Source organism: Ensifer sp. EB106-03-01-XG145, assembly GCF_058792075.1.
This window is the reverse complement of sequence record NZ_JBYTEC010000001.1, coordinates 221,354-235,924: the sequence shown is the minus strand read 5'-3', so window position 1 is coordinate 235,924 and position 14,571 is coordinate 221,354. Positions and strand designations below refer to the sequence as shown.

General features: G+C 63.0%; 18 protein-coding genes. 14 read left to right on the top strand and 4 right to left on the bottom strand.

Annotation, left to right across the window (positions count from 1 at the left end):
* Nucleotides 1-20 precede the first annotated feature (20 nt).
* The 4 genes from AC3WWH_RS01225 to AC3WWH_RS01210 all read left to right on the top strand — a co-directional run bounded on the left by AC3WWH_RS01225 (nucleotide 21) and on the right by AC3WWH_RS01210 (nucleotide 5,062).
* A complete protein-coding gene (locus tag AC3WWH_RS01225; protein ID WP_058324631.1) occupies nucleotides 21-1,550 on the top strand; it encodes a di-heme oxidoreductase family protein in 1,530 nt (509 codons plus the stop codon).
* Nucleotides 1,550-2,665, top strand: coding sequence for an imelysin family protein (locus tag AC3WWH_RS01220; protein ID WP_058324589.1), 1,116 nt, complete (start codon nucleotides 1,550-1,552; stop codon nucleotides 2,663-2,665). Before AC3WWH_RS01225 ends, AC3WWH_RS01220 begins: the two co-directional genes overlap by 1 nt.
* A 243-nt stretch (nucleotides 2,666-2,908) precedes the next feature.
* Nucleotides 2,909-3,898 carry a magnesium transporter CorA family protein gene (locus AC3WWH_RS01215; RefSeq protein WP_058324630.1) on the top strand — a complete coding sequence of 330 codons (990 nt, stop codon included), beginning with the start codon at nucleotides 2,909-2,911 and terminating at the stop codon, nucleotides 3,896-3,898.
* Between the two features lie 78 nt (nucleotides 3,899-3,976).
* On the top strand, nucleotides 3,977-5,062 hold the full coding sequence (locus tag AC3WWH_RS01210) for a DUF1513 domain-containing protein (protein ID WP_058324588.1): 1,086 nt from the start codon (nucleotides 3,977-3,979) through the stop codon (nucleotides 5,060-5,062).
* A 14-nt stretch (nucleotides 5,063-5,076) separates the two neighbouring features.
* Here the strand turns inward: AC3WWH_RS01210 and AC3WWH_RS01205 are convergent, their stop codons facing one another.
* Nucleotides 5,077-5,631, bottom strand: a complete 555-nt coding sequence (locus AC3WWH_RS01205; protein WP_058324587.1) for a GNAT family N-acetyltransferase — start codon at nucleotides 5,629-5,631, stop codon at nucleotides 5,077-5,079.
* Nucleotides 5,632-5,645: 14 nt separating this feature from the next.
* On the opposite strand from AC3WWH_RS01205, the gene AC3WWH_RS01200 reads away from it, so the two are divergent.
* The 5 genes from AC3WWH_RS01200 (at nucleotide 5,646) to AC3WWH_RS01180 (ending at nucleotide 9,655) form a co-directional block, all read left to right on the top strand.
* Nucleotides 5,646-6,008, top strand: coding sequence for a TspO/MBR family protein (locus AC3WWH_RS01200; RefSeq protein ID WP_245299270.1), 363 nt, complete (start codon nucleotides 5,646-5,648; stop codon nucleotides 6,006-6,008).
* 79 nt (nucleotides 6,009-6,087) lie between these two features.
* On the top strand, nucleotides 6,088-6,540 hold the full coding sequence (locus tag AC3WWH_RS01195; RefSeq protein WP_057247911.1) for a PaaI family thioesterase: 453 nt from the start codon (nucleotides 6,088-6,090) through the stop codon (nucleotides 6,538-6,540).
* A complete protein-coding gene (locus tag AC3WWH_RS01190; protein ID WP_058324585.1) occupies nucleotides 6,537-7,175 on the top strand; it encodes a 5'-methylthioadenosine/S-adenosylhomocysteine nucleosidase in 639 nt (212 codons plus the stop codon). Before AC3WWH_RS01195 ends, AC3WWH_RS01190 begins: the two co-directional genes overlap by 4 nt.
* 161 nt (nucleotides 7,176-7,336) lie before the next feature.
* A complete protein-coding gene (gene guaA / locus AC3WWH_RS01185; protein ID WP_058324584.1) occupies nucleotides 7,337-8,899 on the top strand; it encodes a glutamine-hydrolyzing GMP synthase in 1,563 nt (520 codons plus the stop codon).
* A gap of 12 nt (nucleotides 8,900-8,911) precedes the next feature.
* The gene (locus AC3WWH_RS01180) at nucleotides 8,912-9,655 is read left to right on the top strand and encodes a class I SAM-dependent methyltransferase (RefSeq protein WP_058324583.1); all 744 of its coding nucleotides are present in this window, start codon (nucleotides 8,912-8,914) and stop codon (nucleotides 9,653-9,655) included.
* Nucleotides 9,656-9,697: 42 nt separating this feature from the next.
* On the opposite strand, the gene AC3WWH_RS01175 is transcribed toward AC3WWH_RS01180, so the two are convergent.
* Both AC3WWH_RS01175 and AC3WWH_RS01170 read right to left on the bottom strand, forming a co-directional pair.
* Nucleotides 9,698-10,063 (bottom strand): nuclear transport factor 2 family protein, encoded by a 366-nt coding sequence (locus AC3WWH_RS01175; RefSeq protein WP_058324582.1) that lies wholly within the window; start codon nucleotides 10,061-10,063, stop codon nucleotides 9,698-9,700.
* Nucleotides 10,064-10,176: 113 nt separating this feature from the next.
* A complete protein-coding gene (locus AC3WWH_RS01170) occupies nucleotides 10,177-10,602 on the bottom strand; it encodes a DoxX family protein (RefSeq protein ID WP_058324581.1) in 426 nt (141 codons plus the stop codon).
* Between the two features lie 112 nt (nucleotides 10,603-10,714).
* Here AC3WWH_RS01170 and AC3WWH_RS01165 point away from each other — a divergent pair, with 112 nt between their 5' ends.
* Entirely contained in the window at nucleotides 10,715-11,677 is a 963-nt protein-coding gene (locus tag AC3WWH_RS01165; RefSeq protein WP_058324580.1) for a LysR family transcriptional regulator, read from the top strand.
* Nucleotides 11,678-11,713: 36 nt separating this feature from the next.
* Here the strand turns inward: AC3WWH_RS01165 and AC3WWH_RS01160 are convergent, their stop codons facing one another.
* Nucleotides 11,714-12,160 (bottom strand): MarR family winged helix-turn-helix transcriptional regulator, encoded by a 447-nt coding sequence (locus AC3WWH_RS01160; protein ID WP_057247904.1) that lies wholly within the window; start codon nucleotides 12,158-12,160, stop codon nucleotides 11,714-11,716.
* Nucleotides 12,161-12,309: 149 nt separating this feature from the next.
* Here AC3WWH_RS01160 and AC3WWH_RS01155 point away from each other — a divergent pair, with 149 nt between their 5' ends.
* The 4 genes from AC3WWH_RS01155 to AC3WWH_RS01140 all read left to right on the top strand — a co-directional run bounded on the left by AC3WWH_RS01155 (nucleotide 12,310) and on the right by AC3WWH_RS01140 (nucleotide 14,560).
* Entirely contained in the window at nucleotides 12,310-13,068 is a 759-nt protein-coding gene (locus AC3WWH_RS01155) for an alpha/beta fold hydrolase (RefSeq protein WP_058324579.1), read from the top strand.
* A gap of 161 nt (nucleotides 13,069-13,229) precedes the next feature.
* Complete coding sequence (locus AC3WWH_RS01150) at nucleotides 13,230-13,559, top strand: ArsR/SmtB family transcription factor (protein WP_057248239.1); 330 nt, start codon at nucleotides 13,230-13,232, stop codon at nucleotides 13,557-13,559.
* A complete protein-coding gene (locus AC3WWH_RS01145) occupies nucleotides 13,556-14,023 on the top strand; it encodes an SRPBCC family protein (protein ID WP_058324578.1) in 468 nt (155 codons plus the stop codon). Before AC3WWH_RS01150 ends, AC3WWH_RS01145 begins: the two co-directional genes overlap by 4 nt.
* 123 nt (nucleotides 14,024-14,146) lie before the next feature.
* The gene (locus AC3WWH_RS01140) at nucleotides 14,147-14,560 is read left to right on the top strand and encodes a GFA family protein (protein ID WP_058324577.1); all 414 of its coding nucleotides are present in this window, start codon (nucleotides 14,147-14,149) and stop codon (nucleotides 14,558-14,560) included.
* Nucleotides 14,561-14,571: the final 11 nt, after the last annotated feature.

Sequence of the window (14,571 nt, the reverse complement as noted above, 5' to 3'; positions counted from 1 at the left end):
TGCGGCCCGATCCTCTACTGATGAAAACTGGCGCTCCTCGCCTTTTCGCGCTTCTTTTTGCGCAGGCGCTCTTTCTCGCCTTGCCCGCCCTTGCCGGCGACGGCCTTCCGATCGAACGCAGCGACCTCGACATCAAGGACCGCCAGCGCGTCCAGACAGTCACACGGCCGACCGATGACTTCTCCAAGGCGGAAAGCTTCGAGGCCATGTCCGGTGGTGCTGCGACCTCGATCGCGCCCGTCAATGCCGACAGCTTCTCGCAGTTTTCGGCCAATCTCACCTTCCAGGAAGAGGAAGGCTTCAAGCTCGGCAATGCACTATTCCGCAAGCTCTGGGTCTCCTCGCCCTCCTCGACCCAGGCCTCCGACGGGCTTGGCCCGCTCTACAACGCGCGCGCCTGCCAGAGCTGTCACCTGAAGGACGGGCGCGGCCGACCGCCCGAAGGCGCCGTCGACACGACCTCGATGTTCTTCCGTCTGGCGCGCCCACCGCGCGACGACAAAGAGCACCGGTCGATCGAGGCACATCAGGCCGTGAATTTCCCCGATCCGGTCTATGGCGCCCAGCTTCAGGACAGCGCTGTGCCGGGCCTTGCTGCCGAAGGCCATCTGAAGGTCAGCTATACCGAGGAGCCGTTCACCTTCCCCGACGGCGAGACCGTTTCGCTGCGCCGGCCGCGCTACTCGGTGGCCGACCTTGCCTACGGACCGCTCGATCCACAGACGACCCTTTCGCCGCGCGTGGCCCAGCCGATGATCGGGCTCGGCCTCATCGAGGCGATCCATGAGGCAGACATCCTCGCGCTTGCCGATCCTGACGACGCCGACGGCGACGGGATCAGCGGCCGCCCGGCGCTCAGACGTGACGCGAAGACCGGTAAGCTGATGCTTGGGCGTTTCGGCTGGAAAGCGCAGAACGCCACCGTGCGGCAGCAGAGTGCCGATGCCTTTGCCACCGATATCGGCATCTCCTCCCCCGACGCCGACCGGCCGCATGGCGACTGCACTGCCGCCCAAGCGAAATGCCTCACCATGGCGACCGGTGTGCAGGAACGGCTTGGTCCGACCGAAGCGCCCGATCCGGTGCTTAACCTCGTGACCTTCTATTCGGAGAACCTTGCCGTTCCGGCGCGTCGCAAGGCGAGCTTTGCCGAAACACTTCGTGGCAAGAAGGTCTTCTACGACCTCGGCTGCACGAGCTGCCACACGCCGAAATTCGTCACCCGCCGGGATGCCGCAAACAAGGCGCAGTCCTTCCAGCTCATCTGGCCCTATTCCGATTTCCTGCTGCACGACATGGGCGAAGGTCTCGCGGACGGCCAAGAAGTGGGCGTCGCCACCGGCCGAGAATGGCGCACCCCGCCGCTTTGGGGCATCGGCTTGACGAAGACCGTCAGTGGGCACACTTTCCTGCTGCACGACGGACGCGCCCGCAATTTCACCGAAGCGATCCTCTGGCATGGCGGCGAAGGGCAGAAGGCCCGCGATGCTTTCGCCGCCCTTGTCGCAAGCGATCGCCGCGATCTCCTTGCCTTCCTGGAGTCACTCTGATGCCCTCTACGCATACGCTCACCCTCGCATTCTCCCTGGCGCTGACGACCGCATTGCCCGCAATGGCTCAGGAGGGGAGCGCGCTCTCGCCGCGCGTCGTCAACGAGGCCGCCGTGCCCGCCGTCATGGCCAAGGCCGTCGACGACTTCATCATTCCCGGCTACCGCAACCTGTCGGAAAAGACCGCCGCTGCAAGGCAAGCGACGGCGAAGCTCTGCGAGGCGCCGTCACAGCCTGCACTCAAGAACGCGCAGAGTGCGTTCTCCGACCTGGTCGGCGCCTGGTCGGCGATCGAGGTCGTGAGGCTTGGTCCGGCTCTCGAACAGAACCGCTTCGAACGCTTCCTCTTCTACCCCGATCGCAAGAGCACCGGGCTCAAGCAGGTGCAGGCGATCCTTTCGAAGGCGGACGAAAGCGCAACGGACGAAGCCAAGCTCAAGGGCAAGAGCGTCGCGGCGCAAGGGCTAGGCGCGCTCGAATACGTGCTTTACGGCACCGGCGCCGAGGCGCTTTCGGGCAAGGAGGGTGACTTCCGCTGCCGCTATGGCCTGGCGATCACTGGGAACCTCGACACGATCGCCAACGAATTTTTGGCCGCCTGGCAGAAGCCGGAGGGGATCCAGGCCGCCTGGAAACACCCGGGCCCCGACAATCCCGAATTCCGCGACAGCCGCGAAGCGGCCACCGAACTGCTCGGCATTCTCGTCCATGGCGTCGAGACGGTGAAGGACCAGCGGCTGAAGCCGTTCTACGAAGGCAAGGACGACAAGGGGCATCCGAAGCTTGCGATCTACTGGCGCTCCGGCAACACCATGGCCTCGATCGCCGGCAACGTGCGCGGGCTCAAGACGCTGTTCGATGTCGCCGACATGCAAAGCCTGCTGCCGGAAGACAGCCGCTCCGTGGCGGGTTCGGCCGACTTCGTCTTCAAGTCGGTGATCAGCATGGCCGGCAACATCGATGGACCGATCGATGCCGCGCTCACTGACGACGACAAGCGCGCCAAGCTCGCCTTCCTGTCGCTCAACACCAACGACCTCCTCAACCGCCTGAACAAGGATTTCGGCGGCGCGATCGGGCTTGGCGCCGGCTTCTCCTTCGCCGACGGTGACTAGAGCGGGATGAGGAAAGATTGCGCGGTTTTCCACCCGCATCCCGCTCAAACTCAGAGTGTTGACAATCAAGGCTTTTAGGCGCAAAGCGCTTCCCGTGTCCGCTCTCGCGGGCACGTTTCACCACAAGGACCAACTCACAATGAACCCCGACAGTCGAAGTCGAGCCTTCACGCTCACGGCCGTCCGGTCCTGATTTGATCAGGGCTCCGTGGCGGTCGGATGACTCGCCCTATGGAGCCCAATATGCTGCGCATCTACAAAAGCCAGAACAGCCACCTCGTGCTCGTCGACATGCTTGACGGCATCGCATCGCCGACGCCCGCCATCTGGTTCGACCTCTTCAATCCGTCCGTTGAGGAAACGCGCCTGGTCGAGGGCCAGCTCGGCATCGAGATCCCGACCCGTGACGAGATGCAGGAAATCGAGCTTTCCGACCGCCTCTACCAGGAGAACGGTGCCGAGTTCATGACGATGACGGCGACCGCCAAGCTTGACAGCGAGTATCCGGTCAAGGTGCCGGTGACCTTCATCCTCAAGGGCGCGACGCTGGTCACCGTACGCCATGCCGACCCCAAGCCGTTTCAGACCTTTTCCAACCGCATCCAGAAGGCGAACGGCCAGATCTGCGAGACCGGCGAACTGGTGATGCTCGGTCTTCTCGAGGCGATCATCGACCGCACGGCAGACGCGCTGGAGCGTGCCGGCAGCGAGGTCGATGCGATTTCTCGCGAGGTGTTCCGCAAGACGAATGCCAGCGCCACCAAGAAGACACGCGACCTGCAGTCACTGATCGAGCAGATCGGCCAGAAGGGCGACCTCCTGACGGTCATCCGCGAAAGCCTCGTCAGCATCGGTCGGCTCGTCGCCTATCATGTGGCGCTCGAAGGCATGGGGCCACGCAAGGCGGGAAAGGAAAGCCGGCAGCGGATCAAGCTGATCCAGCGGGATGCAACTTCGCTTGGCGACCACGCGCTGTTCCTGTCGAACAAGATCAACTTCCTGCTCGACGCGACGCTCGGCCTCATCAATCTCGAGCAGAACCAGATCATCAAGATCTTCTCGGTCGCCGCCGTCGTCTTCCTGCCGCCGACGCTGGTCGCCTCGATCTACGGCATGAACTTCGGCGTGATGCCGGAGCTGCAGTGGGAGTTCGGCTATCCTGCGGCACTGATGCTGATGGTGGCATCGGCGATCGTGCCCTACTTCTACTTCAAGCGCCGGGGCTGGCTCTGACCCCGCAACCTGCTATATCGCAGCCCTGAGCGGCACCTCCGTTCAGGGCTGCAGATTTCCACGACGAGCGAGGATGGCATGACAGTCGCCACGGGTCTGATCGACCGGCGCAGTTTCCTGAAAATGGCGGGCGCGGCCTGGGTAGCAAGCCTCGCACCCGACCGGGCTTTCGCCCTTGGCAGAGCCGATGCCGTCTTCGCCTCGGCATTCATGGCGCCGGATGGAAGCTATGGCGTTGCAACGCTGACGGAAGCCGGCGAGATCATCGAACGTACGACGCTTCCGGCGCGAGCGCATGGCATGGCCTATTCGCCCGTCAGCCATCGGGCGGTCGCCTTCGCCCGCCGGCCCGGCACCTATGCGATGATCCTTTCGACCGACGGTTCGGCGGAACCAGTGGTCATCGCTGCAGCAGAGGGCCGGCACTTTTACGGTCACGGCTGTTTCTCGGCGGATGGCAAGCTGCTCTATGCCACCGAGAACGACTTTGCCGGCAATCGCGGCATGGTCGGCATCTATGACGGCACCAACAACTTCACCCGCGTCGGCGAATTCCCGACCTATGGCATCGGTCCGCACGACATGACGCTCGCTGCCGACGGACGCCTGCTTGCGATCGCCAATGGCGGCATCGAGACCCACCCGGACTTCGGCCGCACCAAGCTCAATCTCGACCATATGGAGCCGAGCCTGACGCTGGTGGACACGAAAACCGGTGCGCTCGTACAGAGGCACGGTCTGCCTGCTGAACTCAGCCGTCTTTCGACGCGCCACGTCGACATCGGCCCGAAGGGCGAGATCTGGTTTGCCTGCCAGTACGAAGGCGCGCGCAACGACCTGCCGCCGTTGGTCGGATCCTTCTCCAAGGGCGAGGACCTGAAATTCCTGTCGCTGCCCGAACGCACGACGGAAGCGCTGGCGAACTATGTCGGCGCGATCGCCGTCAACCGGCACGAAGGGCTTGTTGGCCTGACCTCACCGAAGGGCAACGTGGCCGTGACGCTCGATGCCCGCACCGGCGCTGTTTTGAAGGAAGAGCGCGTCGTCGATGCAGCAGGGGTCGCCACAGCCGACCACGGTTTTGCCGTTTCGTCCTATGACGGCCACTTCAAGGAGCGCCAAAGCCGGGTCGCCTGGGATCAGCACATCGTTCGTTTGGCATAGGCCGGAGACATGCCTCAGGCCGAAAAGCGGCCGGCGCCGGAGAGCTTTGCCAAGTCGTCCCAGCGATAGGCCGTCTGGTCGTGGTTTTCGCCGCCGAGGCTTACCTGGCCCTGGCCGACGGCAACCGCACCCAGATGCTCATAGAACGCCCTGTTCGGATTGCTGGAAAGCACCCAGGCAAACAGGGACTTGCCGCCCAGTTCCCGGCAATGGGCGGCAACGCTGCGCACCAGTGCCGAGCCGATGCCGGCGCCTTGGAATTCCTTGAGGATATAGAGCGCATAGAGCTCGCGATCGAAACGCGGCGGCATCGATCGGGCTTTTCCATAATTGGCAAAACCGATCACCTTGTTCGTGCTCATGTCGACCGCGACCAGATGAAAGACATCGGCGACGCGCATGCGCCTTGCGTGGCGCAGCGCCTGCTCTTCGACGCTCATCCCATCGAGGAAGGCGTCGGAAATCAGTCCGCGGAACGTCGATTGCCAGCTTTCGACGATGACGGAGGCGATCATCATGATGTCATCCGGACCGGCCGGCCGGATGTCGATGCGTCTGAAGCTCTTCATGGCACATGATATAGGTGGCAGATCACGGCTTCAAAACGGCAGCCCCCATGGAAAGCCAGAAAGTCTGTTTTATCTGTCGAGGCCATGAACAGAACGATCGTGTGCGCAGTCCTATTCGCCACTGGTCTCGGTCTCGCGCCGCCATGCGATTGTGGCTGGCGCAGATGTTCCTCAACTTCCTCTGGTCGCCGCTGTTCTTCGGGATGCAGGACATCTCCCCAGCCCAGATCGTCATCACCGCGCTATTGATTGCAGTCGCCGGTTTCGTCGTCGCAAGCCGGCGGCGGGATCGCGTTTCGGCCCTGCTGTTCCTGCCATATCTCGCCTGGGTTGCGTTTGCGACGACGCTCAACAGCTCGATTTTGCTCATGAATTGAACTTGTCGGACCTTCACGAGCGTGCCACTGTCCCGCAGGCATAATGATGCCACCCGACAAAAAAAGGCCATGTGGACTGATGGACGACCGTGATCCCCCCGATTTCCGAAAGCGCATCCGTGAGAGTTTCGCGCGGCAGGCGGCAATGCGCACGGTCGGCGCCGAACTGACGCTCGTTGAACAGGGCACGGTCGAGATCGAACTGCCGTTCGACGACAAGCTGACGCAGCAGCATGGCTTCCTGCATGCGGGCGTGATCTCGGCGGCGCTGGATTCGGCCGGCACCTATGCCGCCTATTCGGTGATCGACCCGGATGCCTCGATCCTGACGATCGAGTTCAAGGTCAACCTGCTTTCGCCGGGGCGCGGCGAGCGTTTCCTGTTTCGCGGTGAAGTGACCAAACCCGGCTCGACGATCATCGTCTCCGACGGGCGCGGCTACGCGATCCGCGCCGATGGGCCGGCGAAGCTGATCGCCTCGATGACCGGGACGATGATGGTGGTACGCGGACGCCAGGGGATCGAAGGATGAGTTTTGCCGTCAAAACCGTTGCCGGACGCAGGGTTCTCTACGTCATGGCCGTGGATGCCGAATACGGGACGCACCTCAAGCAGCGGATCAAACCGCTGATGACCGGCGTCGGCCCGGTCGAGGCCGCCGTGGTGCTGACGCGAACGCTCGCGGAGCTCGCCGCGGAGCGAGCCCTGCCCGATCTGGTCGTTTCGCTCGGGTCCGCCGGTGCCGCCAGGCTGGAACAGACGGAGGTCTACCAGGCCGTTTCCGTCGGCTATCGCGACATGGATGCCTCGCCGCTCGGCTTCGAGAAGGGCGCAACGCCGTTTCTCGACCTGCCGGCCGTGGTGCCGCTGCCGCTCAGGATTCCCGGCGTGCCGGAGGCCCGGCTTTCGACCGGCGCCAACATCGTCTCGGGCGCGGCGTACGAGGCGATCGACGCCGACATGGTGGAGATGGAGACCTTTGCGGTCCTGCGCGCCTGCCAGTCCTTCGGGGTTCCGCTAATTGCGCTTCGCGGCATTTCCGACGGCAAGGCCGAGCTCAAGCACGTCAGCGACTGGACGGAATATTTGCACGTCATCGACGAGAAGCTTGCAGCCGTGATCGACCGGTTGGAGAATGCGATCTCAAGCGGCGCGATCCGGCTCTAAATGTGATCGTAAGTCAGAGCGGGATGCGGGCGGAAAACCGCACACACTTTTCCTGATCCCGCTCGGAAACCCCGGAATTGTCGGGGTGCAATTGAATCGTTGCGCTGATGACGGCCTTTCATTAAAGGCTCGCCATGATCAAGCTTGTTTGAAGGCCCCCAATGACCCAGACAGCCCATCCCGATACCGTCCTCATCGTCGATTTCGGCAGCCAGGTGACGCAGCTCATCGCCCGGCGCGTGCGCGAAACCGGTGTCTATTGCGAAATCGTGCCGTTCCAGTCGGCGGAGGAAGGCTTCCGCCAGCTGAAGCCGAAGGCCGTCATTCTCTCCGGCAGCCCCGCCTCGACGCTCGACATCGGCTCGCCGCGCGCAGCCTCGGTGATCTTCGATTCCGGCCTGCCGGTCTTCGGCATCTGCTATGGCCAGCAGACCATGTGCGCCCAGCTTGGCGGCAAGGTCGAGAGCGGACATCACCGCGAATTCGGCCGCGCCTTCCTGGAAGTCGAAAAGGACTGCCCGCTGTTTGAAGGCCTCTGGTCCGTCGGCTCGCGCCACCAGGTCTGGATGTCGCATGGCGACCGCGTCACCGCGATCCCCGAGGGCTTCGAGGTCGTCGCGACCTCGGCCAACGCGCCCTTCGCCTTCATCGCCGACGAGAAGCGCAAATATTACGCCGTGCAGTTCCACCCCGAAGTGGTGCACACCCCCGACGGGGCCAAGCTGATTGCCAACTTCGTGCACAAGATCGCCGGCATCAAGGGCGACTGGTCGATGTCGGCCTACCGCGCCAAGGCGGTCGAGGCGATCCGCAACCAGGTCGGTGACAAGAAGGTGATCTGCGCGCTTTCGGGCGGCGTCGACAGCTCGGTCGCGGCACTCCTCATCCATGAGGCTGTCGGCGACCAGCTCACCTGCATCCTCGTCGACCACGGCCTGATGCGCAAGGACGAGGCGAAGAACGTCGTTGCGATGTTCGAGGAGCATTACAACCTGCACCTCCTGCACGTCGACGCGTCCGACCGCTTCATCGGCGAACTCGAAGGCGTCAGCGACCCCGAGACCAAGCGCAAGATCATCGGCCGCCTGTTCATCGAAGTGTTCGAGGAAGAGGCGAAGAAGCTCGGCGGCGCGGACTTCCTTGCCCAGGGCACGCTCTATCCCGATGTGATCGAAAGCGTCTCGTTTACCGGCGGCCCGTCGGTGACGATCAAGTCGCACCACAATGTCGGCGGCCTGCCGGAGCGCATGAATATGCAGCTCGTCGAGCCGCTGCGCGAACTGTTCAAGGACGAAGTCCGCGTGCTCGGCCGCGAGCTCGGCCTGCCCGACAGCTTCATCGGCCGCCACCCCTTCCCGGGCCCGGGCCTTGCCATCCGCTGCCCGGGCGGCATCAGCCGCGAGAAGCTCGAGATCCTGCGCGAGGCTGATGCGATCTATCTCGACGAGATCCGCAAGGCCGGCCTCTACGACGCCATCTGGCAAGCGTTTGCCGTGCTTCTGCCGGTGCAGACCGTCGGTGTCATGGGCGACGGCCGCACCTATGAGTTCGTCTGTGCGCTGCGTGCCGTCACCTCGGTCGACGGCATGACGGCCGACTTCTACCACTACGACATGGAATTCCTCGGCCGCGCGGCAACGCGCATCATCAACGAGGTCCGCGGCATCAACCGTGTCGTCTACGACGTCACCTCGAAGCCGCCGGGCACGATCGAGTGGGAATAAGCAGTCATCTCGATGCCGTCAGACAAGCTCTATAGCGATCCAAGCCTTGTAGAGTTCTACGACATCGAGAACGGCTGGACCGCTGATTCCGAATATCTGAAGACCATGGCCGCTAGCCGCACCTCGATCCTCGATCTGGGGTGCGGCACCGGCCTATTGGCTGCTGCTCTTGCTGTGAGTGGCAAACGGGTCGTCGGCGTCGATCCGGCGGCCGCGATGCTCGATGTCGCGAGGTCACGACCCGGCGGCGACCGGGTGCGTTGGGTCGAGGGCGACGGGCGGACCATCCGCCTCGACGAGACCTTCGATATGGTGCTGCTCAGCGGCCATGCCTTCCAGGTCTTCCTGACCAGGGAGGATCAGCTCGCCGCACTCAAGACCATCGCAGCGCATCTGGCTCCCGACGGGCGCTTCATTTTCGACAGCCGCAATCCGCTGGTCGAAGAATGGCGGGAGTGGACCGCGGCCGAATCCGAACGGGACATCGTTCATCCGGTCCTAGGCCAGGTTCTCGCCTGGAACGACGTGCAGCATGATCCGGCGACGGGTATCGTGGAATACGGAACTTTCTATCGGATCGCAGCCGACGGACGCACTTACGCGGCCCAGTCGAAAATCGCCTTCCCTTCCCATGAAGACCTCGTCGCGATGATGGACGAGGCCGGGCTCGTCGTCGAACAGTGGCTCGGCGGCTGGGACGGCAGTTCGTTCGAAACTTCCGCGCCCGAGATCATTCCGATCGGCCGGCTGAGATAGCCGCTTGCCCGGTGCCCGGAAAGCGATCGCGATGCGTCTGATCTATGGAAGCGCATCAAAAAAGAGATAGACGGCGGCGATCTTGCCATCCCGGGCGATGATGAAATCGGTCCCGGCATAGGCCGCTGTTTTGCCGGGACTGCCTGACACCCACCGGACCCGGCCGCCATTGCCTATTTCCTCAGCTGGGGCGATCGGCTGGTATTGAAAGTCGGGATGTGTGGCCTTGATCACGCCCGCGATCCGATCAATCTCGTCGCGGCCGCGGAAGATACCGCCATTGGGGTCATAGAACACGGCGTCTTCATGGAAGATCTCGTCGATCGCGGCACGCCGGCGCTCAGCGTCAATCTCACCGAACACGTCGTGGAGGTTGCGAAGCAACAAGGTCGAAACGGGGAAAGACATCACATTTCTCCGGTTGGGGTCGGGCCGATTGCCGGAAGCGTGAGGACAGGGCACAGGGTCAGGTCTGGATCGCTCAGCCCGGTGGCAACATCCGCCGATCCGGCATTGGCTGACTAATGGGCGGCAACCGCCGCGCCTGTGCCCGGCTCGCCGGCCTGGTGCCGATTGTCGATGCTGAAAGCACCGGCGCCGAATGCAGCGATCTGAAGAAGCCCACCCGCCATTATGACGTTCTTGAGGAAATGGATCATCTGGTTCTGATCGGCGAAATTGCTATGAAACGAGAAGGCCGTTGCGAGGGAGAACAGCGCGAGAGCAGCCGCTACGGAGCGGGTGCGATAGCCGGCAATGAGAAGCAGACCTCCACCAAGCTCGACAAGCACTGCCACGGTGAAGGCCAGCGGTGGAAAAGGCAGCCCGACGGCACCGATCATGCCGGTCGTGGCGCTGTAGGCGCCGAGTTTGCTGAAACCACTCATGGCGAAGGGAAGGCCGATCAGCAGCCGGCCGACAAAGGGAAGATAACGGGTCGCAGACATTGAACGTCTCCTTGACGTGGACTCCGCAATTCGTTGCGGACCAGGCCATGATGTTGCAACTCCGCTCTTTTCGAAATAGAAATGGTTGAAAGTTATCATTGCAGAATTGTCGATGTCCAAGCTGCCCGATTTCGAAGCGCTGGCGATGTTTGCCAAGGTGGCGGAGGAGCGTTCCTTCGCTGCGGCGGCACGGACGATGGGGGTTTCGGTCGCAACCGTATCGCGCGCCGTCACCCGTCTCGAAGAGCGACTTGGCGGTCGTCTGTTCAATAGAACATCGCGCCGACTTGCCCTGACCGACTACGGCCACATGCTGGCCGAACGAGCGTCCAGGATCTTCGCGGATGCCGAAGAGGCAGAGGACCTGGCGCGCGACGCCGCCAGCCGTCCGCGAGGGCTGGTGAAGCTAGCCGCGCCGCTGTCCTTCGGCACGCGCTGGGTCGCCCCGCTTCTGCCGGAATTCTTTCGGCGCTACCCCGAAATCGCAGTCGACCTTCACTTGACCGATGCGCAGACGGACCTCATCGGCGATGGTTTCGACGCTGCGCTGCGCATCGCCGTGCTGGAGGATTCATCGCTCGTCGCGCGGCTGATCGCACCTGTCCAACGGTTCGTCGTCGCTTCGCCGGCTTACCTTGAAACAAATGGCCGCCCGCAGCACCCGCACGACCTCGTCGCCCACCAGTGTCTGAGCTACGCCAACCGGTCGAAACGGGACGTCTGGCGCTTCACCCATCACGAGACCGGCGAGGAAGTGGCGGTTGCGCCCAGGGGCTTGCTGCGAGGGACGAGCGCGGAGGCCTTGCTGCCGACAGTACTCGAAGGGCTGGCGATGACCGAGCTCCCCGAGTTCATCGCCACCCAGTATTTTCCGGACGGACGGTTGGAACCTGTTCTCACCGACTGGCGTCTACCGGAAGGCGGACTGTACTTCGTGACGCCGACGGCCCGCGCGCGACCCGCCAAGGTCTCTGCCCTCGCTGATTTCCTGATCGCCGAGCTGGTGGACGCGCGTTGGAGCGCGAACGCGGTGATGGGCTGGAAGCGCCCGCCACCATCGAGAAGGCAGACATAGCCCGGCGCCGAACCGCGTCGCAATGCTCGCCCGCCTCTACGCCTTGGCCGCGTCCCGCATTCCGTTGCGCAACTTCTGGACCCTTTCGTTCAGATCGATCATCTCCGGTACGGTGAAACCCGAATGCTCCAGCAGAGAGGCCGTCAAGCATCCGGTCTTCACGTGGAGATCCCGACCCTTGGCGGTGAGGTGAACCTCGACCAGGCGTTCGTCGACCATGCTGCGATGCCGGCCGACGAAACCGGCGGCCTCCAACCGCTTGACCGCCGGCGTAATGGTGCTGGATTCAAGGCTCAGCCGATCGGCGATCGCCGAGATCGTCAGGCCGTCCTTTTCCCAAAGCGTACTCAGGACGAGATACTGCGTGTAGGTCACACCCAGCGCATCGAGCATGGGCTTGTAGACGCGGTTGATGGCGATCGACGCCGAATAGATCGAAAAACAGAGCTGGCTGTCCAGTGGCAGGGTGGGTGCATCAGACATCGTAGTCTCCTTGGCGCAGTTCGAACCTTGTGCTGCGAAAATCAATATCGCGATAAAAAGTATCTTTACAACGAAATCGAGTCGGCGTATACGATGATTATCGCGATAACGATTTTCGCGGAAACCAACTCAACCAAGGAGACCCGAAAATGATCAAGACCCTCATCACTGCCGCCGTTTTCGCCCTCTCCGCAAGCGCGCTCACACCGGCTGAGGCCGCCCCCGCCACCAAGAATGTCGTGCTCGTTCACGGCGGCTTCGTCGACGGCTCGGGATGGCAGGGCGTCTACAACATCCTCAAGAAGGACGGCTACAACGTCACGATCGTCCAGAACCCGACCCTTTCGCTTGCAGACGACGTCGCCGTCACCAAGCGCGCGATTGCCGCGCAGGACGGCCCGGTCGTGCTCGTCGGCCACTCCTATGGCGGCGTGGTCGTCTCGGAAGCCGGCACCGACGAAAAGGTGAAGTCCGTCGTTTATATCGCCGCCTTCGCGCCGGATAAGGGCGAGTCCGTTTCCACGCTGATCGCCAACCCGCCGGCCGGCGCCTCCGTTCCGCCGATCCTGCCGCCGGTCGATGGTTTCCTGGCGCTCGACAAGGCGAAGTTCGCCGCCGCCTTCGCGGCCGACGTCGATCCCGAGATTGCAGCCTTCATGGCCGACTCCCAGGTGCCGTGGGGCGTGGAAGCGGCAGCCGGTGCCGTCACCGCTCCGGCCTGGAAGGAAAAGCCGAGCTTCTACCTGGTTGCGACCGACGACCACATGATCCCGCCGGCCGCCCAGCGCCAGATGGCAAAACGCGCCGGCTCCACCGTCGTCGAAACATCCGGCAGCCACGCCGTCTACGTCTCGAAGCCGGACGCTGTCGCAGCGCTTATCGAACAGGCCGCTCAAGCCAGCGAATAAGCAACCTCAACCGACAACAATACAAAGGGGCGCACCTTGGGTGGCGCCCCTTTTTCTCGTCTCGAACCCAAACTCGGACGACAGCCTTATCGTTTCAGGAGCGCCGGGCGAAACAAATAGTGTTGACTAATCAATCAGCCTACACTAATGATTTAGCCATGATGATTGAAACCGCCCCCATCACCGCCGTCATGCGCGCCCTTGCCGACCCGACAAGGCGCGCCGTCTTCGAGCGCATCGCCAATGCCGAGGAAATCACCGTGGTCGAGCTCACCCGCGGCAGCGGCGTGACGCAGGGCGCGATTTCCCAGCACCTCAAATCGCTGAAGCAGGCGGGTCTCGTCGCCGAGCGTCCGGAGGGCCGCAACGTCTATTACCGCGCCGAGCCCGAAGGCCTGGCGCCGCTCGTCGACTGGATGAGCCACTACGGCACCTTCTGGCGCGAGCGCTTTGCCGACCTACGCACACTTCTCAAGGAGATTGATCCATGACCGACGCAGCAGTTCTGAAGTCCGAGACGCAAGACATCGTCGTCGACGAGGTGTTTCCGCATACGCCCGAGACGATCTGGAAGACGCTGACCAACGGCGACCTGATGGGCCGATGGATCATGCCGCCGACGGGCTTTCAACCCGTGGAGGGCACGCATTTCACCTTCCAGACGACGCCGGCCGGCGCCTGGGACGGGACGATCCGTTGCCAGGTGCTGGAGGTGCGTCCGCATGAGCGCTTCGTCTACTCCTGGCAGGGCGGGCACGAGGGCAATACCGGCTACGGCTCCCGCCTCGATACGGTCGTCACCTGGACGCTGGCAAAGGTCGACAACGGCACCCGTCTTCGCCTTGTGCATTCCGGCTTCGTCACGCCGAAGAACGACAGCGCCTACAAGAACATGAGCGAGGGCTGGACGAAGGTCCTGTCGCGCCTCGGCTCTGTCACCGACGAACAGCACTAAATGCTAAAGCCGGATCGTCACGGCGATCCGGCACCTCACCAACCCGAACTAGCAAAGAGAATGGTCGGCGTCGCCCTTACGGCCGCGCGCCAGGCTTTGCCGTGCCCGAAACAGGAGGAATGTATGAGCAAGTCCTATATCGGCGGATGCGCCTGCGGTGCGATCCGCTACGAAATCTCCGGAGAACCGGTTTTCTCCAACGACTGCCAGTGCCGCGACTGCCAGCAGGAGAGCGGAACCGGGCATGGTTCACATATGACGTTCCGCCGCGACGGGGTGAAGCTCGAAGGCGAAGCCACGCACTGGGACATGGTCGCCGACAGCGGCCATGTGAAAACGCGCAGCTTCTGTCCCACCTGCGGCTCACCGGTCTACATGACCTTCTCGGCCATGCCCGAGTTCTTCACCATTCGCGCGGCAAGCCTCGACGATCCCAGCCGCTACAAGCCTCAGGTCGTGACCTACGGCATACGCGGCCATGACTGGGACCATCTCGACCCGGCCCTGACCAAATTTGAGAAGATGCCGCCGGCGTAGGACAGCCAATC